The following is a 21,219-nucleotide window of genomic DNA, read 5'->3' on the forward strand; positions in this document are numbered from 1 at the left end:
TGAATAATAGGTTTGCTCACAGCCAGAACAACCCGTTCCCCCAGCGCAGATTCCTGGTGGCGGGGGCTGCATGATCTCCACGCTGTTGATGACGCTGCTGCTTCACGGGTTATAGCGATCATATTACCCAGCCTTACACGGGCGTTCACGTACATCCGGCTACATCAGTAAGGGTTTTATCAAGCCCCGTGTGTTGCAGACTGTCGCGAAGCCCGGCGTAATTTCCTTCTGTCAGACGTATCAGGATATTCAAATAAAGCGCCAGCGTGCGTCTCTTCAGCGTCAGTGAAGCGAGAGCCGTTCAGGAGCGCCCCTGTTTTAACCGAAGTGCATTTTCAGCGTAAACAGATTGTCTTTTACCTGCGTCTGTTTTAATTGAAAGGCGGAAATTGATTCACAGATTAAGGCAAAAAATCACGCGGTGTTGAATTCAGAATGGAACGGAAAGCAGCGCTATAGGACGCCGGACATGAAATGCCAGGCTCATAAGCGGCCTTTTTGATTGGAATGCCATTCGCGAGTTGATCCAGCGAAACATAAATCATTGCTCTTTGCTTTCAGGTGTTGAAACTACAGCCCGTACCTTTAATAAACAATCGCGAAAAGGTACGCTCTGACATCGCCGCTATAAAAGCGAGAACACTCATCGATGCTTCTCAGCGTTGGTTAACCAGTAGTTCCCTGACAGCAGAGAATAATCGCTCATCATTTTGCATTGGAAGTACTGCAGTTAATGGTTGAGTTTCGCTGAGTATTTCCAGAAGCAACAGGGCCATATTGCGCTGACTCGGCCTGTTGTCGTTCTCACTGAACAGACCTGTTATCAGTTCTTTCACCAGGGGCAGCGCCGTAATAACGTGTACCGGGTCACTCTTCGTAAAATTGGTGCATTCTGCGAAAAGGCTGCAACTAAAACAGAGAGCCCTAAGATCGGTATGAGACAGCAAATTGTAACTATGGATCTGCAGAGGTGGCAGCCACAATGCACCCTGAGGGGGATAACCCATCGGTTGTTTTCCGTTTCAACCAGCATGACCTCCTGACGGCATAGCGTTATTGCCACTCAAGATGATGTTGGGGAGGATCGATTTATCCACATTGATAGCTTATAGCCGTGCCAGACCAGCCAGTAAAGTCTTCATGTCCCGGCGCTTTATCTATACTACCTGGCATTTCAGATTCAGACCCTGCCACTATGATACTTAAATCGGAATCATCCGGCGTGCGAGTTCACGGGATAGAGAATGTTTATCGCCAGATTATCCCAGGTATAACAGGAGCCTGTCTTAATGCGGGTACACTTTACTTACATGAACGTTTCGAAGCACCAGGGCATAAGAAACATGGGCGAGAAATCAGGGTCATGATGTGACTTACTCACACTGATACGCAGGTGATGCGTTGTCAGCCAACGCTCAGGGCATCGATTTTCTAATCATTATGGGCGGTCCACAAGATCCAGCCACAACATCTGAAGCGTGCCCGCACTTCGATTCAAAAGGTGAGCAGGCGCTGATTGCCTCCGCTGTTAAAACCGGTACGGCTGTGATTGGTATCTGCCTGGGATCACAGTTGACCGGTGAAGCGCTCGATGCGCCGTTCGCCCATAGCCCGGAAAAAGAGATTGGCAAATTTCCGATTACCCTGACTGAAGAGGGCAGAAGGGATGCGTTGTTCTCTCATTTTACGAAATCGCTTGATGTCGCCACTGGCATAACGGCATGCCGGGTCTTACTCCGGAAGCAAAAATGATTGCTTTCAGCGAAGGCTGCCCGCGCCAGATCGTTTCATATTACGACCATGTGTTTGGGTTCCAGTGCCATATGGAACTGACGCCGGATGTTGTTGAGCTGCTGATCGCGCATCCTGACAAAGATCTGAGCCGTGCTGCAGAATACCGCTTCGTTGACACGCCGGAAAAACTTCGGGCGCATGATTACAGCGAAATGAATCAGGTACTCTTTAAATTTCTGAACAAGCTGGAAAAACGTTATAAAGCCGCTCAGGCATAAGGTCATTCCGGGTGAAAACTGTTGCCGGTTTTATGGCAGATAAGCGGGTGTTGAGCATGAAGAGGATTTTTGGCTTTCAGTCAGATTGACTTGCCGCCGACCTTCCTCTTCTCAATCATGCGTTCTCAGCCTTGCTTTTTTATATCTGCTTACATTCCCAGACTGGCCAGCAGGTCGTCTACATCATCCTGGCTGGCAGGGGTTTCTGATGAGGAAGCGGGTTTAGACGGCGCTGCGCGCTCGGTCGTGCCATGTGAACCAGTGTTATCACGGATGACCTGTATCAGCTGCTGCTCAGCCTGATTCAGCACGGCCATCATCGCCTGGACTATCTGTCCGGTAAGATCCTGGAAGCCCTGTGACATCATAATCGCGTGCAACTGCTGTTGTGTCAGACCCGTGATGCGGGGGACCTCATCCAGTAAGGCAACAGTATCAGCAGCTAATGCCTGATCCTGTTCTTTGTCCGACGGATTCCCGGAAGTGGCATCCCAGCGTTGAGTGAGCTTCTCCGCTTTTTCGCCCAGTTCGGTTTGCAGAGGCTGCGTGATCTCCACGCTGTTGATGACGCCCTCTGCGGCTTCACGGGTCATAGTGACCACATAACCCAGTCTTTCACGGGCATTGGGGATACTTCCCGCCACATCTGCAATGGTTTTATCAAGCCCTAGCTGTTGCAGACTGTCGCGAAGCTGCCGCAGGATGGAGCCAGCACGCGCCGTGATTTCGCTAATTTCCTGCTGCTTACTATGGGTGTCGGATGGTGACATGAATGTTTTTCCTGCGGACAGAGTTTCGATATCTGAGGTTATCGGCAGAGTCCGGCGGTTTTTTAAATTTCCTGTGATTTTTCCCATCGAACAGACGTATCAGAATGTTAAAAAGACGCCTCGGTGCGGATATTTTCAGGTTTGGGAAAGGGAAAAATGTGGCTGAATAGCTGTGTTCACACAGCGGGCTTTTCTGCCTGGAGAATGTGCCAGCGGTTACGTTTTTTTTGATCGAGAAGCGGGCTTTGGTCGTTGTTCCACTGCGGAGAGCGTAACCGTCAGCGAAGTTGCTTATTGATTAACAGAGGCATGCCAGCGGCAGCCATTGATATGGTGCTTTTGATAGCCGGTGCGATGATTTGAAACGGAAATTAGCGCATCAGGTAAATCTTCATTGCTGCTGTGAACGGTATAATATCTGTTCAGACAAACGGCGAGAGGTTGTAATCAAATGCTGACGTATATCACGATTGGTACAAATGACCTTCAGCGATCCATGGACTTTGATGACGCTGTTTTTAAAGTGCTCGATGATTCACGACTGCCAGCCCGGACAGAGGGCTGGGCAATGTGGGGTATTTACTTCAATGCCGACTGACCAATGTCCGCTTCTGGCACAGAATGGACTTGCGCGTCGCACTATTCGCATCCAGCAAAAGCAGCCCCTGCGCCACGTTTTTGATGCCCCTGACACAGAACCTATGTGCGCGCGTGGCAAGGTACGCTGTGAGAGAAATGCGCACATGCTGCGCTTCTTGTCCGAAGCAAGAGACTCTGGCGATTTTCCTTAAGCAGATGCAGACCTCAGTTGCTGTCACTCGGTATCTTAACGACGACTTTGCCTTTCGCATGTCCCTGCCCAAGGTAGGCAAGAGCTTCTTTTGTTTCCGCGAAAGTAAATACCTTGTCGATCACAGGCTTGATTTGTTCAGTTTCTACGAGTTTACAGATTTGAGTAAGCTGATCGCCATCAGGCCGGACAAAAAGAAATGAATAGGTCAGGCCTCGCTTTCTGGTAAGACGCAAAATCCTGCGGCTCATCAGCCCGAACACAAAACGCAGGAGAAAGTTTAGTCCCCGAGTCCGGGCGAACGCAGTATCTAACGGGCCGACAAGAGAAACAATCTTTCCGCCCGGCCTGAGAATTTGGGCAGACTTTTCAATTGAGTCGCCTCTGATAGTGCCGAGAACCACATCGTAGTCACTCAACTGTTTTTCAAAATCTTGTTTTTTATAATCAACAACTTCATCTGCGCCAAGATGACTTACCCATTCGACATTGTCTGTACTGGTAGTCGTTCCCACCTTTGCACCAAATTGTCTGGCCAGCTGGATAGCAAAACTGCCAATCCCCCCGGAACCTGCCGGGATGAAAACCTTCTGGCCTGGCTGCAACCCGGCTCGATCTGTCAGCGCCTGCCAGGATGTGAGGCTCACCATCGGGAGCGAAGCCGCCTGGACGAAATCCAGGTTTACGGGTTTCATGGCCGCAGCGCTTTCAGTCACTAAAGCAAATTCAGCAAGAGAACCCGTTCCCGTGTCGAAAATGCTGGCGAAAATTTCGTCGCCTGGCTTGAAACGCGTCACGCGACTCCCCGCTGCGATCACAACCCCAGCTAAGTCGCTACCCAATGTGGCGGGGAGCTTGAAATGCAAAACCGGCTTGAATATTCCGGTTGGGATCAAGTTATCAATCGGGTTCAGACCCACGGCGTAAACTTTAACCAGGATTTCATCAGCAGCAGGGGCTGGATAATCGATGTTTTCAAATCCCAGCTCAGGGGATTTACCGTAGCGTTTAAACGTAAATGCTTTCATCGTCTTATTCTTCATTTATTGTTTTGCATCAAGCTGAAGACTTTTGCGCACCACCTTATCCAGGAATGACGCAGGGGCGAACCTGAGAATAAAATTCAACTGACCAGCCAGCTTTCCTGCCGTATAGCGAATCTTTGGACGTGAAGTCTGTGCGGCTTTAACCACCACGTCAGCCACCACCTCTGGACTTTCCGCCTCAGCCATTGCCTTGTTCACTACTTTCGTCAGCTTAGCCCGAATCTGGTCATACTCCTGAAGCCTGGCGTCCGGCTCGATATTATTGGCTTCAAACTGTGTTTTCATGTAAGCAGGTTCGATGACAGAAACTCTGATGCCCTGCGTGCGCAGTTCATGATCCAGTGCGCCCGAATACCCTTCGACCGCATGCTTACTGGCCGCATAAAGTGCCACATACGGCAACGGAACGATGCCGAGTATCGAACCAATATTGATGATACGCCCGCTGCCCTGACGGCGCATATGAGGGATTACTGCCCGGCTCAACCTGACGATGCCCAGAAAATTGGTGTCGAAAATGTGCCTGGCCTGATCAACAGAACTTTCTTCCGCCGCCGCCGGAGCGACCCCAAAGCCCGCATTGTTCACCAGAACATCGATACGCCCTTCCAGACCCAGTAACTCCTCAATGGCGGCCCCGACAGAGGCGTCGTCGGTCACATCCAGCGTAAGTAACGGAAACGATTGTTTTCCCGCCTGTGAACCACGCCGGCTTGTGCCATATACAGTAAATCCAGCGGCTAAAAGTTTACGGGCAGTCGCTTCGCCGATACCCGAGGACGCACCGGTAACCAGTGCAACACGTTTTTTTATCATGCTGAATAAGACCTTAATGATGTGTTTGAGGTTTCTCATCGCGGATGAGACGACAGGCTGTAAGGGATTTATGTCGGATTTACCGCTGCGCAGAACAGCCGGAAGACCGTTCTGCACAGTGCACCTCATTGATTACCGTGTTTTATATCGTTCAGCGGCTTCATCCTGTTTGATGTCTGTAAGCAGCGCCTGACGCGAAGCATCAAGGGTGTCCCAGTGGGCAGCATTACGTAAAGGCGGGATGGTGACGAGTTCACGGCGGTCAAAGCCCACCAATGCGGCATCCACTAACTCGCCCACTTCCATGAAATTTGCCGAGTTACTGATGTCGATACCTGCGCGGTCCCAGATTTCCGTATAAGTGCCGGCAGGAAGCACCGCCTGGATATAAATGCCTTTAGATGACAGCTCGACATTCATTCCCTGAGACAGGAAAAGCACAAAGGCTTTGGTTGCTCCGTAAACCGTCATGGCAAATTCCGGGGCGAGTCCGACGATGGAACTGATATTGACGATCGATCCTTCGCCCGTTTGCACAAAGCGTGGCACCACGGCACTGGCCAGTCTGGTCAGGGCGGTGACGTTAAGCGCGATAAGGCTTTCTATCGAATCAGGCGTCTGCTCTGTAAAACTGCCAGACTGCGCGATACCCGCGTTATTGATAAGGGTGCCAATCCGTGTGTCTTCACGCAGACGGGATTCGACCGCGGCTAAATCACGCGTTTGCGTGAGGTCGGCAGGCAGAACGTCGACAGAAATGCCATTTTCCTGTCGCAGACGCGCGGCCAGTGTTTCTAACTTCGTTTTGTCGCGCGCGACCAGCACCAGGTCGTGGCCCCGGCTGGCAAACCGTTCTGCGTAAACAGCACCAATACCCGTGGATGCGCCTGTGATGAGAACTGAAGCTTTAGTCATAAGTTGATCTTCTTTATTAATGTGTAAAAAGAATCTGCAATGTGCGATGTATGTAGGGCTTTACTTGCTGGCCTCAGTCAGCGACGGGTAATCGGTATATCCCGCTGCGCCACCGCCATAAAGGGTTTCAGGATTGAGTGAGGCCAGAGGCGCGCCCGTCTTCAGCCTTTCGACCAGATCCGGGTTGGAGATGAACAAGCGACCGAACGCGAACAGATCGGCTTTGCCTTGCGCAAGCTGAGTGGACGCCAGTTCCAGGTCATAGCCATTGTTGCCGATATAGGTGTTTTTAAAACGCCGGCGCAGGGAGTCGTAATCAAACAGTGAAACATCACGCGGGCCGCCCGTCTCACCTTCAACTACATGGAGGTACACGATGCCTGATGCATTAAGTTCATCAGCGACGTAGTCATACAATGGCTGCGGATCACTGCATGAAATGGCATTAGCATGGGAAACTGGTGAAATGCGCACGCCGGTGCGGTCAGCACCAATCTCATCTTTAACAGCCGCTGTAACTTCCAGCAGCAGGCGCGCACGGTTCTCGATAGAGCCACCGTACTCATCAGTTCGCTGATTGGCGCCATCTTTAAGGAACTGTTCCAGTAGATAACCATTCGCGCCGTGAATCTCTACACCGTCAAATCCGGCGGCAATGGCATTGGCCGATGCCTTTCTGAAATCGTCAATAATCCCCGGTATTTCCTGCAACTCCAGCGCACGTGGCTCAGAAACATCAGCAAAGCCATTATTCACAAAGGTTTTCGTCCCGGCGCGCATCGCAGACGGCGCGACCGGTGCAGCCCCACCCGGCTGTAAATCGACATGCGAAATTCGTCCTACGTGCCATAACTGTACAAATATGCGCCCACCTTTGGCATGCACCGCGTCAGTCACTTTACGCCAGCCATCGATCTGAGCCTGTGTGTAGATCCCCGGCGTATCCTGATAGCCCTGCGCCTGTGCGGAGATCTGTGTCGCTTCAGTGATCAGCAATCCTGCTGTGGCACGCTGGGCGTAGTAGGTCGCCGCCAGTTCGCCCGGTACCAGCCCCGCTCCGGCCCGATTACGTGTCAGCGGTGCCATCACGATGTGGTTGGCCAGTGTTAGTGAGCCAAGTTCATAGGGTTGAAATAATGTCTGATTCGTCATGCTTATTCGCCCGTTAATGGTGGGTTGTGGTGTCAATATAATGATGATGATCATAATCAATAAAGTCAACCAGTTTGATTATGGTCATCATCAATGTATACTTAAACTCAATTTTTAAAAGGGGCAGGAAACCATGAAAGTGTCGAAAGAGCAGGTTCGGGAAAACCGGACACGCATTGTTGAAACGGCCTCAGAACTTTTTCGTGAGCGCGGTTACGATGGCGTGGGCGTCGCGGAACTGATGGCTGCGGCGGGATTAACACACGGCGGGTTCTACAAGCACTTTAGTTCCAAGGCTGACCTGATGTCGGAGGCCATGAGATGTGGTTTTACGCGATCGGCAGAAAGTACGGTTGGTGTGAGCCGGGAAAAATTTATTGAATACTACCTCTCCCGACAACACCGCGATGATATGGGGAACGGGTGTGTGATGTCGGCACTAGGCACCGATACTGCGCGTCAGTCTGAGTCAATGAAGGCGGCATTTGCGGCCGGGATTGAACGTCAGCTCGCAGTGTTGGGGAATGAAAATGTAACGCGCGCTGACCTGATTGATAATATTGCACATCTTGTTGGTGCCCTGGTTCTATCTCGTGCCTGCCCTGATAACTCAGCACTGGCTGATGAAATTCTGGATGTGTGCCGTACTCGCCTTTGCAGTCAGGATGTCCATAAGGATTGAATATATTCTGTTGCGGGAATTATTTTATGAGCAGTGCAGTAATTAAATAACCCATGTCCGCTTCTGGCCCATGATACGACTTTTGTTCCATGAGGACCTTGTCATGTTCAATCTTCATAGTGTCAGGAGATTTAATTATGGATGTCCCATATGAGCGAGATGCAGACATTATGGTCTGCCTCCGGGGAATATCGATCGCGACGATTACACCTGAGGATTATAGCCGCACTGCTGCTCGTTCAAGCGTTCGGAGGGCGTATATTCCCGCTAACCGTACCCGGAGAGGCTGACCCTCGATCAGATTGCTGTTCACTTTGCTTCGGTCTGTGGTTGTGCGGCTGATGTGCCAGACCTTACGCCTGACAGCTATGTTGAATAGCTGCTCAGACAGACACCGATGACAAAGATGAAATCGGAAGTTACCACTGCGCCCCTTTATCGCCGCTGGTCAGCAACACTGTGGAAACCATTACCGGTCGTCCACCGGAGCGGTACGCCGAGTATCTGGTTACGAACTTTTGCACCGAAAGCCTGAATAAAGCTGACGAAAGATGAATACACCAGCCTGTATTTCCGGTTTAACTTTCAGCATAAAGCAGTCCGATAGGGTCTTAAATGCGTTTTAAGTGAAAACGGTAGCTAAAAATTATGCTCACTGCCTTCTGGTGGCTTTAAAATAACGCATTGTATTAATAAATGCTTGGGTAATTAACAGTCGCCAGGCACCATCCTTTTTTCATCCAACGATCGATGCTAATCATCCAGGGTTAGTTTATTAGAGTAAGCACCAGGCATAATGGCCAGTTTATTTCATATTAAAAAAGGCGCTTAATCAGCGCCAGATGACCCTATATAGTAACCTGATGGCTAATTTTTAACGGCGACTCAGATTCCAATCTCATTTTTAACCCATGCTCGCGCTTTTTTGACCGTCTCTAATGGCGGTGCTTTTACCGGGTCTTGTTCTGCCTCAATAATTATCCAACCACTATAATTTGATTGTTTCAGAAAATTAATTACTGGCGTGTAATCGACGATGCCATCTCCAGGAATGGTGAACAGACCGTTTCTGACAGCATTATTAAAGCTCCAATCATTGTTGATCACATTATTTAATACATCTCCACGCACATCCTTCATATGGATATGTGCCACCCGGTTGCCGTAGTTTTCCAGCACCCAGCTAATGTCTATGCCAGCGGTTGTCGCATGGCCACAATCCAGCACGATACCTACTACATCATCAGTCGCTTCCAGGAATGCTTTCAACTCATCGTTAGTTTCTACAATCATCATCAAATGATGATGGTAAGCGAGACGCAAGCCGTAAGTTTTCAACAGTGACGCAGCCAGACTATTTACCTTCTGCGCATACTGCTCAAGATTGATGCTCCCTAAAGCTGGAGACAGCGATAATGGCTCATCCAGAGGAGAATTGCCTGGCATAACACCGCACTCACCATAAACCATTACTTTCGCCCCAAGAGACTTGAGAAGTAATGCGTGATTGTGAACAGCTTCAAGCTCTTCCTCGACGCTACGCTCAGCAAGAAATCCGTTAAACCAGCCGGATGCCAGCTTGAGCTTTGCGTTGGAGAGAATCGGCTGGAGTGTATTAATTGTTCCCGGGAATTTACGCCCCAACTCAATCCCTTCATAACCAGCTGCTGCGGCTTCTTCCAGGCAGGTTTCTAGCGGGATATCGCCGCCGAGATCTGCCAGTACATCATTGGTCCAGGACAGTGGACTCACTCCAACAAGAATACGCGTTGAGACGCTCATATTTCTATCCTTCAAAATAAAAAGCACCGCTCCCGATGAGCTGCGAAGCGATGCTAACCAGGTCCTGCGAGGCTCGGGGGGGGCAGGGATTACAGGGTGAACGCTTCGCGGAAAGCGTCCAGCGCCGCCACAGAATCACCTGATGCCCAACCTTCCAGTGCTACCACGCCGTGGTAGTTGATGCCCTGCAGCGCCCGGGCAACGGCTTTGTAGTTGATCTCGCCCGTTCCCGGCTCCTTACGGCCCGGCACGTCAGCGACCTGGATTTCACCAATGTACTTCTCGCTTTTCTGAATCAGCTCAATCAGGTTTCCTTGACCAATCTGCGCGTGATAAATATCAAGGTTCATCTTCAGGTATGGGCTGTTCACTGCGGCAACCAGCGCAAGCGTATCGTCTGCTTTGGCGAAAGGCGTACCCGGATGGTCAACGGCCGTATTCAGGTTCTCCAGAGTGAACACCTTGCCGGCTTGCTCGCCCAGTTTTGCAAGCGCATCCAGCGTTTTCTTCGCCTTCAGCCACATGTCACCGGTTACTACTTCAACTGGTTTCACAGGCAGGCCGACATTGTTCAAACCGGTTCCGTGCAGGTTCAGTGACGGACAGCCAAGACGACAGGCAACCTCAATTGACTCGCTGGCACTGGAAAGCAGCAGTGCAATCTCTTCGTCGTCGGTCAGGTTTCCTGAGATATAGCCGGTCATTGAAGTAATGCGGGCACCGGTTTTCACCAGCGCTTCGATGTCTTTCTGGGTCCAGTCCCAGATTTCCACGCCGAAGCCCATGGCGTGAAGGCGTTCCACGCGCTCAATGAAAGGCAGTTCGAGGAACACCATTTCAGCGCATACGGATAATGAATAGTCAGACATGAGTAATCCTTACAGAGTGATCGGCTGAGACTGCTGAACAGAGGCAATACATGCCAGCGCAATTTCCAACGCGTTGCGAGCATCTTCGCCCGTTGCCTTCGGGGTTTCACCGGTCGCAACACAACGCACGAAGTCGGTCAGCTCTGCTACATAGGCATCACGCAGCAGATCGGTATCGCGGCGTGCAGTATCGATTGAGATACCCTCAGCGGTGTACCGCACGCAGTTGTTCACGTTCATATTGCCAGCCTGCAGCATCCCTTTGCTGCCGAACACTTCACCACGCACGTCGTAGCCATATACTGCCTGGAAATTAGCTTCAGCAGTAGCTATTGCGCCGTTATCAAAACGAATGTTCACTACGGCGGTGTCCAGCAATCCACGGTCTTTAAAATCAGGACGAACTAAAGCATCGGCAACGGCATAAACCTGGGTAGGTTTCGCCCCCGGGTTCAGGTGAAGCAGGATGTCGAAGTCGTGGATAAGGGTTTCCAGGAAAATGGTCCAGTGTGGGATTGGAGCAGGATCGCCCAGGCCTGGATCGCGTGTGGTTGAACGCAGCAGCTGCGGCACACCAATTTTACCTGCTTTGATTTCTTCGTAAGCAGCAGCAAAACCGCTCACGAAGCGACGGTTGAAGCCAACCTGCAGCGTAACACCGGCTTCTTCAGCGGCGTTGATTGCCTTATCTGCCTCTTCCAGAGTCACAGCCATTGGCTTCTCACAGAAAACGCCTTTACTCGCCTTTGCTGCTGCTACAATCAGCTCAGCGTGAGTACGCGCTGGAGATGCTATAACGACTGCGTCGATGTCAGGGTCATTCAGCATTGCCTGCGGGTCGGTATAGGATTTTTGTGCGCCCAGTTTAGCGGCCAGTTTCTCTGCGGCGCCTGGAACAGGATCTGCAACTGCTACTAAAGTGGCACCTGGAATACGTTGAGCAACCGTTTCACCATGAAAACTGCCCATACGACCTGCGCCAATCAGACCAACGCGCACAATATTTTTTAAAGACATGTGACTCTCCTCAATATGTAGGGTATTTAAGGCTTACTTTTGGGATACCGATTCTGGTGTAACGAGCGGTTGCTGCTCATGTCCAAAACGACGGGATTTAGAAAGCATCAGCGGTTCGATGTGCTCCAGCGATACACCTTTTGTCTCAGGCAGGAAGCGGCCAACGAACCAGAAAGCGATGACGCTGAACCCGCCGCATAGCAGCAGCGGGAAGGCGCCGTGGAAATGCTCCATCAGTGCCGGACTGCGGTTCATCATTGGAAAGCTCTGAGTAACGATGAAGTTTGAAATCCACAGGGAACAGAAGGCATAGCCCATCGCTACAGCACGCATACGGTTCGGGAAGATTTCTGATATCAGCAGCCAGGCACCGAGGCTCCATGACAAGCCGAATACAAAGATAAATCCCACTAAGCCAACCACCGGCAGGTAACCTTTGGCTTCGTTCATGAAGGCCCAGGAAGTGAAGAACAGGAAGGCAGCGCAACCTAAAGCACCCCAGCGAAGTAACGGAATACGGCCCACGCGGTCAAACGCAACCAACGCAATACTGACACCCGCTAACAAAGCCAGACCCAGAAAAATGCTTTGAAACAGAGAGTCCTGTGTATTACCCGTCACGTTCTGCAGTAGTGATGGTGCGAAATACATCAGGATATTGATGCCGGAAACCTGCTGAAGCACGGCAACGGCACAACCGATCCACAGAATATAAGATGCCTTTTTGTCCTTAAGAATGCCGCGCTGCGATGGCGCACTGGTTGAGGCGGAATCAACATCAATAGAACTACGGATCTCGGCGTATAAGCGTTCAGCATGTGCTGCGTTGGAAAGAGAGGTCAGCACCTTGAGTGATTTCTCTTTTCTGTTATGCATCGCATACCAGCGTGGCGATTCTGGCATAAAGAAGGCCATCACCAGGAACAGGACGCAGGGAACCAGTGCTGACGCCAGCATCCAGCGCCAGCCCATCGATACAATCCATTCGTGAGCCGCCCCTTTGGCAATCAGATAGTTCACCACGTAAACCACCAGTTGGCCGCTCACCATCAGCATCTGCTGCATACCCAGCATGCGCCCACGCAGATCTTTCGGAGACACCTCGGCGATGTAGAGTGGAGTAACGGCAGAGGCCATTCCCACGGCCAGACCGCCAATCATGCGATAGATAACGAACCAGGTAAGGTCATTGGCGAGAGCCGCGCCGACTGCTGAAATGGCAAACAGAACTGCAGTAATGATTAATGTCGCTTTACGGCCAATATGGTCAGTAAGGCGCCCGACACCCCAGGCACCAATAACACATCCCAAAATAACGTTAGAAACCGCCCATCCACTTTCAGCAGGCGTGAGCGATAAATGTTCAGTCAGTGGTTCGATAACGCCTGAAATAACAGAGGCGTCATAGCCAAGAATGATCCCGCTGACTGATGCGATGGCACAGATGAAAATGAGGTAAGGCACATTATGCTTTCGTGTAGACATTTCAATATTTCTCCACGGTGGTTTTTATGATTTGTATTTGTAGGTAAGACCTTTCTGGTTAGCAATGAATGTGCCAACTCACACATCGCTGTTTTATATGGGAATAAAAAAAGATGACGATCACAAAGTGTTTATAAAAAGGACATGTCTCCATAACATGTCTATAGAATGTACATATTCAAAATATTAGATAATGAAACGTATGAACCATAAAAACGAAAAAACGTGGGATGAGGAATGGGAGCTGATCGCCAGGCTGAACCATGCGCAGAAATTTGACGAATACATAGAAGAACTGGGGATAGCCTGGAAAGCTTTCGAGCAGGGAAATGTACCGAAAGGCTTACGCCCGGCTGTTCACGCATCATGGATACGTAGCCATGAAGAAGGTATTGATGCCTATCGCTTCGAATACCAGTTATGCGCAGAGCACGAACTTCGCAGAGTCATGACACGGAACTCGGCATTAATCGCCATAGCGCGCGATATCATGCGTAATCTGCTCGCCTATAATCCTGATGGTCACATCAATCTGACTGACGCTAATGGTGTAACGATGCACTATTGTGGCCAGGATTTAACGCCAGTAGGCAGTATTCTCAGCGAGGCAATATCCGGTACCAACTGCACCGGTCGCTGCATTAAAGAGAACAAACTGGTCTATATGCTGAGCGCAGAAAATTATAAAGAAGCGCTGCGTATTCGTGGCAAACACTGCGCTGCGGCTCCCATCCGGGATGAAAATGGCGTTATGCTGGGCGTGCTGACATTAACTGCCAATCCTGGCTATTTTCACTACCATACTCTGGGAACCGTTCAGGCTGCTGCAGAGGCAATTTCACAGCAGCTGATTTTGCGTCATTTAGTAAATGAGCAGGAATCAGTAATGGAATCGCTGAATGAAGGCGTTCTGGTTGTCAGTGAGAGAGGCACAATTCGGCAGTTAAACCGCTATGCCCGCCAGATATTAGGTATACAGGAAGATGTCCGCTTCCGTGATGCTGATGAAGTATTCATGCCGGATGATTGTTCATTCAGAGCGCTGCCAGCCTGTAAAGATCGCAACATTACTCTTTCTCCTGGCCCTGTTTCGCGTATCACATGTGTGATTTCCGTTGTTATCACACCTGAAGGTGGCCGCGTCATTTCTATGCGTGATAACCGCCGTATACGTGATATGACGCGTCGTGTTATTGGCAGTAGTGCCAGCTATACCTTTGACATGATTCTCGGCCAGTCACGCATAATGCAGGATACCCGTAATAAAGCACGTAACGCTGGACGCAGTGATAGTACTGTACTGCTTACAGGCGAAAGCGGTACCGGCAAGGAGCTATTTGCTCAGTCCATCCATAATGGCAGTAATCGCAATGCCGGTCCGTTCCTTGCTGTTAACTGTGGCGCAATTCCTCGTGATCTTGTGCTGAGCGAACTGTTTGGCTATGAGGATGGCGCGTTCACCGGTTCAAGACGTGGTGGCTCAGCGGGTAAATTTGAACTGGCAGATGGAGGAACGCTGTTCCTTGATGAAATCGGTGATATGCCGCTCGATGCGCAAGCCAGTTTGTTGAGAGTACTGCAGGAAGGTGAAGTGACGCGCATCGGCGGGAAGCAACCACTAAAAGTCAATGTGCGTATTGTTGCTGCAACCAATCGCGATCTGAAAAGAGATATTGATAATGGCTCATTCCGTCGTGATCTCTATTTTCGCCTGAACGTGATCAGTCTGCCCATTCCACCTTTGCGAGTCAGAAAAGAAGATATCAAAGAGCTGGCTGACTGGTTCTGCGAAAAAATATGCCGCGCACTCAATCGTGAACGCGCATTACTTTCCGGTTCGGCGCTGCAGATGATGGAAAACTATGACTGGCCCGGAAATGTGCGTGAACTGGAAAATATTGTTGAACGAACCATCAACCTGACCGAAACGGACGATATCAGTGATAAAGATCTACCTGAGGAGCTTCGTCTGTCCGCCTGTGCCATTTCCGATATACCAGGCGAGAGCGTGAAAAGTTTTAGTCTGAAGGATGGCGAGAAGACGCTAATAGAACTCTGTCTGATGGAAAAAAAGGGCAATATGCGTCAGGTTGCCATCGCGCTGAATCTTTCACGCGGTGCGCTGTATAACAAAATGAAGCGTTACGGGATTGAACCCGATAATTACCGCAGGTTATGTCATGATGTCTGAATCAGCTGTAACAGACCGGAAAAACGTCCGCCTTTGGTACTGAGCGGACATCGGCTCCGTCCCGGGTCTGAGATATGCCGTAAGAGAGCGTTTGCCACGCACAGAGATCATCGGGCAGTCATCTGATAAAGAACAGGGTTCTGACTTCGAAACACCCTGATTCTAAGCGCATTCGATTTCCCGGCCTCGTTCTCTGATCCTGCATCCCGGCTTTACCCTCAAATGGACAACGCAGGGACAAATCAGGACAACATACGGGCAGCGTATGGAACCCATCAACGCTCTCAGCTATTCATGACGTTAAATCATGTCTGTTGAGGGAGAAAAGATGAACTTTTATCGCAGTAAAGCATTTACCGGCTCTAAAGCCTGGGATGCTCAACACATTGCCAGCTTCGATAATATCAGCGTGAAACTTCACTGGACCGATCAACCCTATAGATGGCACATCAATGACGGACAGGAGGTTTTTGCTGTTATGGATGGGTGTGTTGAGATGCAATACAAAGAAAACGGTGATATCAAAAGCAGGACACTCAACACAGGTGATATTTTCTATGCCAGCGAAGGGACAGAACACATTGCGCGTCCACAGGGCGTCGCCCGCGTGTTGGTCATTGAAAAAGAGGGTTCCGTTTAATCAAGGTCTGCTCCGTTAACCGGTAAAGCCGGATGTCAGTGTTTGCTTTGGCCATCAGTAATACCAGCCAGCTACCCGCAGGCTGGCGTGAACGGGATAATCTTGCAGGAAACGGCAGACCAGACCTATGTTTGCCAGGGGCAGGCTGTCGATGTCATATCCAGCCTGCCAGATTTATAAAACCTCAGGCCGCGCGCACCTGCGGCATCGCAATATCTGCGCTGATACGTGCGCCGTCGGCATCAAACACCATGCAGTGGTGCGGATGGAAGCTGGGACGCAGCGTCTGATAAGGGCGGAAATGCACATCGCCCGGCAGCAGCATCTTAAAGCCGTCGTGGCCGTGGCTCTGACCAAACAGATAGGTATTATTGCCGAGCCGTTCCACAACCTCGCAGTGGAAGTCGATATTCAGAGGCGCATCGCCGTTGATCTGCAACTGTTCCGGCCGGATACCCAGGGTGATCTCATCTCCTGACTGCAGCTGGCGGATGGGTGAGGGGAGTTGCAGCCGGTGTTCGCCGTCATTGATCAGGGCGACCAGCCCGCCAGGGCCACACTGTTCTACACGCGCGGGCAGGAAGTTCATCTTCGGCGAGCCGATAAAACCCGCAACGAAGCGGTTGATCGGGTTGTAGTAGAGTTCCATCGGCGAACCGACCTGTTCCACCTTGCCGTAGTTCATCACCACAATCTTATCGGCCAGCGTCATCGCCTCCGTCTGATCGTGCGTCACATAAACCATGGTGGTTTTCAGCTCCTGATGAAGCTTAGCGATGTGCAGCCGCATATCGACACGCAGCTCTGCATCCAGGTTCGACAGTGGCTCATCAAACATAAACACCCGGGGATTACGCACAATCGCGCGACCAATGGCGACACGCTGACGCTGTCCGCCGGAAAGCTGCTTAGGTTTACGATCCAGTAGTTGCCCCAGCTGCAGCGTCTTCGCCACCATTTCAACCTGATGCTGAATCTGCGCTTTTGGCAGCCCGTTGACCTTCAGGCCGTAACCGATATTCTCCGCTACCGTCATATGGGGATAGAGCGCGTAAGACTGAAACACCATCGCCACCCCACGATGCGAAGGTGCGACATCATTCATCACCTCATCGCCAATCAGAATCTCACCGTCACTGATCTCTTCCAGTCCGGCAATCAGCCTCAGCAGCGTGGATTTTCCGCAGCCTGATGGACCGACGAATACTGCAAACTCACCAGCTTCAATATCGAGTGCGATATTTTTTAGCGTTTCTGTTTTACCAAAGCGTTTGGTGACATTTCTCAATCTGATGCTGGACATGCTGAACCTCATGGCAAAGAGTCTGGTGGCTAAAATGTACGACGTATAACAGTGGGTCAGATTCCACGTCAGGCCTGATGGTGCCTGCATTGACTATAACGTTCTGTCCGGGCACGCCCTATCGCTGTTTTTGATTTCTGTAATACCGATCACACATTGGTGCAAACGGGCTGGAGCGCAGCACCTGTTCCGCGTAGCGTATGACTCAAATGCGATACGTTACTCATACTTCATATGCACAATCAGCATGTGTTTATAAAAAGAACATCAGCAAATGGCAGCTAAAAATGTCATACCTTCACACGAGGCCGGTAATGAAAATCAAAATCAGCGTTACGCTACTCCTCTCAGCATTGATGCTTAATCAATCCGTCTGGGCCGCTCAGCAACTCACCGTCTGGGAAGACATTAAGAAATCGGACGGCATCAAAACGGCGATCGCCGATTTTCAGAAAAAGTTCGGCATTGACGTAAAAGTGCAGGAGATGCCGTTTGCGCAGCAGATTGAAAAGCTGCGTCTGGATGGCCCGGCCGGAATTGGCCCGGATGTGCTGGTGATCCCTAACGACCAGCTCGGCAGCGCGGTAGTGCAGGGCTTGCTGGCTCCGCTGAAAATCGATGCGGCAGAGCAGAGCGCTTATACGCCTTCGGCAATGGCCGCGTTCACACAGAATAATGTGGTCTACGGCGTGCCTAAGGCGGTTGAAACCCTGGTGCTGATCTACAACAAAGATCTGCTGCCCGCGCCGCTGAAAACGCTGGATGAGTATCGCGCGTTCTCGCAGAAGCAGCGCGAGGCAAAACAGTATGGCCTGCTGGCGAAGTTTGACCAGATTTACTACAGCTGGGGCGTGATGGCACCAACGGGGTCTTACATTTTTGGTAAAGACGCAAAAGGCGTGATTAACACCAACGATATCGGGCTGAACACCCCTGGTAGCGTGGAAGCGGTGACCTATCTCAGGCGCTTCTTCAGCGAAGGATTGTTGCCTGGCGGCATCATGGGCGACAACGGCCTGAATGCCATCGACTCGCTGTTTACCGAGAAGAAAGCGGCGGCGGTGATCAACGGGCCATGGGCGTTCCAGCCTTATCAGGCTGCCGGGATCAACTACGGCGTGGCACCCCTGCCATTGCTGCCTAACGGCAAACCGATGAGCTCTTTCCTGGGCGTGAAAGGCTATGTGGTGTCGACATGGAGTAAAGATCAGGCGCTGGCGCAGAAGTTCCTGACCTTTATCAACCAGCCGCAGTATGTGAAAGAGCGCTATCAGAAGACTCAGGAGATCCCACCGGTTACTGCGCTGATGAACGATCCGATTATCAAAGAGGATGAGAAAGCCAACGCTGTTGCGGTGCAGGCGGCGCGAGCCTCAGCCATGCCGGGCGTGCCGGAGATGCAGGAAGTGTGGGGCCCGGCCAATGCGGCGCTGGAGCTGAGCGTTTCCGGCAAGCAGGAGCCAAAAGCGGCGCTGGATAACGCGGTGAAACAGATCACCATGCAGATTGAAGCGATGCAGGCCAGCAACCAGTAATGCTGGTTCACGGGATAACCGTACAGGATAAGGATCAGAGTGTGGCTATATCTTCCGATGAACATCTGGTGACCGCTAAGCGTCCGCGTCGTCATGCGACGACCGGTGCGTTGCTGGCACTGCTGCCTGGCTTCGGCCAGTTTTATCACCGCCAGTGGGCGAAAGGCCTGTGCTTTCTGATTCTGCTCAGCAGTTTTACCGGCGTCTTCCACGATTTTCTGCGAGAAGGATTCTGGGGGCTATACACGCTGGGTGAATCGGTGCCGCGCGATAACTCCATTTTCCTGCTGGCGGAGGGAATTATCAGCGTGCTGATCGCCGCCTTTGGCGTGGCGGTCTGGGGATTGTCGGTGCGCGATGCCTGGGTCAATGGCGTTAAGCGCGACAGGGGGCAACCCCTTAACAGCGTGCGTCAGCAGTATCAGCTGCTGCTGCGCGACGGCTTCCCCTACCTGATGATTTCGCCGGGGTTTATTCTGCTGGTTTTCGTGGTGGTGTTTCCGATTCTTTTTGGTTTTGCCATCGCCTTCACAAACTACAACCTCTATCACACGCCGCCGGCGAAGCTGGTGGACTGGGTAGGATTCAAAAACTTCATCAACATTTTTACGCTGTCGATCTGGCGTTCCACCTTCTTCGATGTGCTGCAGTGGACGGTGGTCTGGACGCTGCTGGCGACCACACTGCAGTGTACCGTCGGCGTGATGCTGGCGATTCTGGTCAATCAGAAGGACCTGCGCTTTAAGCCGCTGATCCGCACCATCTTTATCCTGCCGTGGGCAGTGCCGGGTTTTGTCACCATTCTGGTCTTCGCCGGGATGTTCAACGACAGCTTTGGAGTGATCAACAACGCAATTCTCGACTTCTTTGGCATTGCACCGAAAGCCTGGATGACCGATCCATTCTGGACCAAAACCGCGCTGATTATGATGCAGACCTGGCTCGGCTTCCCGTTTGTGTTTGCGATGACCACCGGGGTGCTGCAGGCGATCCCGGACGATCTCTATGAGGCGGCGATCATGGACGGTGCCAGCGCCTGGACGCGGCTGAAAACCATCACGCTGCCGCTGGTGCTCTACGCCATTGCGCCGATCATCATCACGCAATACACCTTCAACTTTAATAATTTCAACATCATCTATCTGTTTAACAACGGCGGTCCGGCGGTGGCGGGGTCGAATGCCGGAGGCACCGATATTCTGGTGTCGTGGATCTACAAGCTCACCATGTCGTCGTCGCAATATGCTATCGCCGCTACGATTACCATTCTGCTGTCGATTTTCGTGGTAGGTCTGGCGCTGTGGCAGTTCCGCGCGACCCGGTCGTTTAAACAAGATGAGATGGCGTAAGGGAGCAGTTATGGCGAAGTCCGGCAGTATTAAACGCGAAAGGTGGATACGCCTGTCGCTGACCTGGCTGGTGGTGCTGGCCGTCTCGGCCATCATTATCTATCCGCTGGTCTGGACGGTAGGAGCATCACTGAATGCAGGTAACAGCCTGCTCAGCAGTTCGATCATTCCGGAGAATGCATCGCTTCAGCATTATCGCGACCTGTTTAACGGCACGGTGCCTTACCTGACCTGGTACTGGAATTCGATGAAAATCAGTTTCCTGACCATGGTGCTGACATTAATCAGCGTCAGCTGTACCGCTTACGCCTTTTCCCGTTTTCGGTTTAAGGGACGGCAGAATGGGCTGATGCTGTTTCTGCTGCTGCAGATGATCCCGCAGTTTTCAGCGCTGATCGCGATCTTCGTCCTGTCGCAGCTGCTGGGATTAATCAACAGCCACCTGGCGCTGGTGCTGATCTACGTTGGCGGGATGATCCCGATGAACACGTATCTGATGAAGGGCTATCTCGATTCGATACCCAAAGATCTCGATGAGTCAGCGCGCATGGATGGCGCGGGCAACTTCCGCATCTTTGTTGAGATCATCATGCCGCTGTCGAAGCCGATTCTGGCGGTCGTTGCGCTGTTCTCGTTCACGGGGCCGCTGGGCGATTTCATTCTCTCCAGCACCATTCTGCGCACGCCGGAACAGTTCACGCTGCCGATTGGACTCTACAATCTGGTGTCGCAAAAAATGGGTGCCAGTTACACCACCTATGCGGCCGGAGCCGTGCTGATCGCTGTGCCGGTAGCCGTGTTCTATCTGGCTCTGCAAAAATACTTCGTCTCTGGCCTGGCTTCAGGCAGTACTAAAGGATAAATC

The 21,219-nt window shown here is 51.4% G+C and carries 16 protein-coding genes and 2 pseudogenes; 7 read left to right on the forward strand and 11 right to left on the reverse strand.

Features of this window, described 5'->3' with window-relative positions:
• Positions 1-401: 401 nt before the first annotated feature.
• Positions 402-1,173, reverse strand: a pseudogene (locus N1689_RS09615) (AraC family transcriptional regulator).
• A 116-nt stretch (positions 1,174-1,289) separates the two neighbouring features.
• Between N1689_RS09615 and N1689_RS09620 the strand changes: the two are divergent.
• Positions 1,290-2,012: pseudogene (locus N1689_RS09620) on the forward strand (glutamine amidotransferase-related protein).
• Between the two features lie 149 nt (positions 2,013-2,161).
• On the opposite strand, the gene N1689_RS09625 reads toward N1689_RS09620, so the two are convergent.
• The 5 genes from N1689_RS09625 to N1689_RS09645 form a co-directional block, all read right to left on the reverse strand.
• Positions 2,162-2,782 (reverse strand): protein phosphatase CheZ, encoded by a 621-nt coding sequence (locus N1689_RS09625; RefSeq protein ID WP_161736721.1) that lies wholly within the window; start codon positions 2,780-2,782, stop codon positions 2,162-2,164.
• Between the two features lie 804 nt (positions 2,783-3,586).
• Positions 3,587-4,615 (reverse strand): NADP-dependent oxidoreductase, encoded by a 1,029-nt coding sequence (locus tag N1689_RS09630; protein ID WP_161736720.1) that lies wholly within the window; start codon positions 4,613-4,615, stop codon positions 3,587-3,589.
• Entirely contained in the window at positions 4,616-5,434 is an 819-nt protein-coding gene (locus tag N1689_RS09635; RefSeq protein ID WP_222925646.1) for an oxidoreductase, read from the reverse strand.
• 132 nt (positions 5,435-5,566) lie between these two features.
• Positions 5,567-6,349, reverse strand: a complete 783-nt coding sequence (locus tag N1689_RS09640; protein WP_253417809.1) for an SDR family oxidoreductase — start codon at positions 6,347-6,349, stop codon at positions 5,567-5,569.
• Between the two features lie 60 nt (positions 6,350-6,409).
• A complete protein-coding gene (locus N1689_RS09645; RefSeq protein WP_260058709.1) occupies positions 6,410-7,501 on the reverse strand; it encodes an alkene reductase in 1,092 nt (363 codons plus the stop codon).
• A gap of 133 nt (positions 7,502-7,634) precedes the next feature.
• Here N1689_RS09645 and N1689_RS09650 point away from each other — a divergent pair, with 133 nt between their 5' ends.
• Entirely contained in the window at positions 7,635-8,183 is a 549-nt protein-coding gene (locus N1689_RS09650; RefSeq protein ID WP_161736717.1) for a TetR/AcrR family transcriptional regulator, read from the forward strand.
• Positions 8,184-9,068: 885 nt separating this feature from the next.
• Here N1689_RS09650 and iolE read toward each other — a convergent pair.
• The 4 genes from iolE to N1689_RS09670 all read right to left on the reverse strand — a co-directional run bounded on the left by iolE (position 9,069) and on the right by N1689_RS09670 (position 13,336).
• The gene (gene iolE / locus N1689_RS09655) at positions 9,069-9,965 is read right to left on the reverse strand and encodes a myo-inosose-2 dehydratase (RefSeq protein WP_253417803.1); all 897 of its coding nucleotides are present in this window, start codon (positions 9,963-9,965) and stop codon (positions 9,069-9,071) included.
• A gap of 89 nt (positions 9,966-10,054) precedes the next feature.
• Entirely contained in the window at positions 10,055-10,834 is a 780-nt protein-coding gene (locus N1689_RS09660) for a TIM barrel protein (RefSeq protein WP_260058710.1), read from the reverse strand.
• Positions 10,835-10,843: 9 nt separating this feature from the next.
• Positions 10,844-11,851 (reverse strand): Gfo/Idh/MocA family oxidoreductase, encoded by a 1,008-nt coding sequence (locus N1689_RS09665; protein ID WP_161736714.1) that lies wholly within the window; start codon positions 11,849-11,851, stop codon positions 10,844-10,846.
• 33 nt (positions 11,852-11,884) lie between these two features.
• Positions 11,885-13,336, reverse strand: coding sequence for a sugar porter family MFS transporter (locus N1689_RS09670; RefSeq protein WP_161736713.1), 1,452 nt, complete (start codon positions 13,334-13,336; stop codon positions 11,885-11,887).
• Positions 13,337-13,538: 202 nt separating this feature from the next.
• Here N1689_RS09670 and N1689_RS09675 point away from each other — a divergent pair, with 202 nt between their 5' ends.
• Entirely contained in the window at positions 13,539-15,527 is a 1,989-nt protein-coding gene (locus tag N1689_RS09675; protein ID WP_260058711.1) for a sigma-54-dependent Fis family transcriptional regulator, read from the forward strand.
• Positions 15,528-15,855: 328 nt separating this feature from the next.
• Positions 15,856-16,167, forward strand: coding sequence for a cupin (locus N1689_RS09680; protein ID WP_260058712.1), 312 nt, complete (start codon positions 15,856-15,858; stop codon positions 16,165-16,167).
• A 184-nt stretch (positions 16,168-16,351) separates the two neighbouring features.
• Here N1689_RS09680 and N1689_RS09685 read toward each other — a convergent pair whose 3' ends face one another.
• Positions 16,352-17,560 (reverse strand): ABC transporter ATP-binding protein, encoded by a 1,209-nt coding sequence (locus N1689_RS09685; RefSeq protein ID WP_374206940.1) that lies wholly within the window; start codon positions 17,558-17,560, stop codon positions 16,352-16,354.
• A gap of 224 nt (positions 17,561-17,784) precedes the next feature.
• Here N1689_RS09685 and N1689_RS09690 point away from each other — a divergent pair, with 224 nt between their 5' ends.
• The 3 genes from N1689_RS09690 to N1689_RS09700 are packed head-to-tail and all read left to right on the forward strand — an operon-like array spanning position 17,785 to position 21,216.
• Positions 17,785-19,005 (forward strand): extracellular solute-binding protein, encoded by a 1,221-nt coding sequence (locus N1689_RS09690; protein ID WP_260058713.1) that lies wholly within the window; start codon positions 17,785-17,787, stop codon positions 19,003-19,005.
• Complete coding sequence (locus N1689_RS09695) at positions 19,005-20,354, forward strand: carbohydrate ABC transporter permease (RefSeq protein WP_202605113.1); 1,350 nt, start codon at positions 19,005-19,007, stop codon at positions 20,352-20,354. The genes N1689_RS09690 and N1689_RS09695 overlap by 1 nt, the downstream gene beginning before the upstream one ends.
• A gap of 10 nt (positions 20,355-20,364) precedes the next feature.
• The gene (locus N1689_RS09700; protein WP_033786803.1) at positions 20,365-21,216 is read left to right on the forward strand and encodes a sugar ABC transporter permease; all 852 of its coding nucleotides are present in this window, start codon (positions 20,365-20,367) and stop codon (positions 21,214-21,216) included.
• Positions 21,217-21,219 lie beyond the last annotated feature (3 nt).

Source organism: Pantoea sp. XY16, assembly GCF_025153065.1.
GTDB classification, from domain to species: Bacteria; Pseudomonadota; Gammaproteobacteria; order Enterobacterales; family Enterobacteriaceae; genus Pantoea; species Pantoea alfalfae.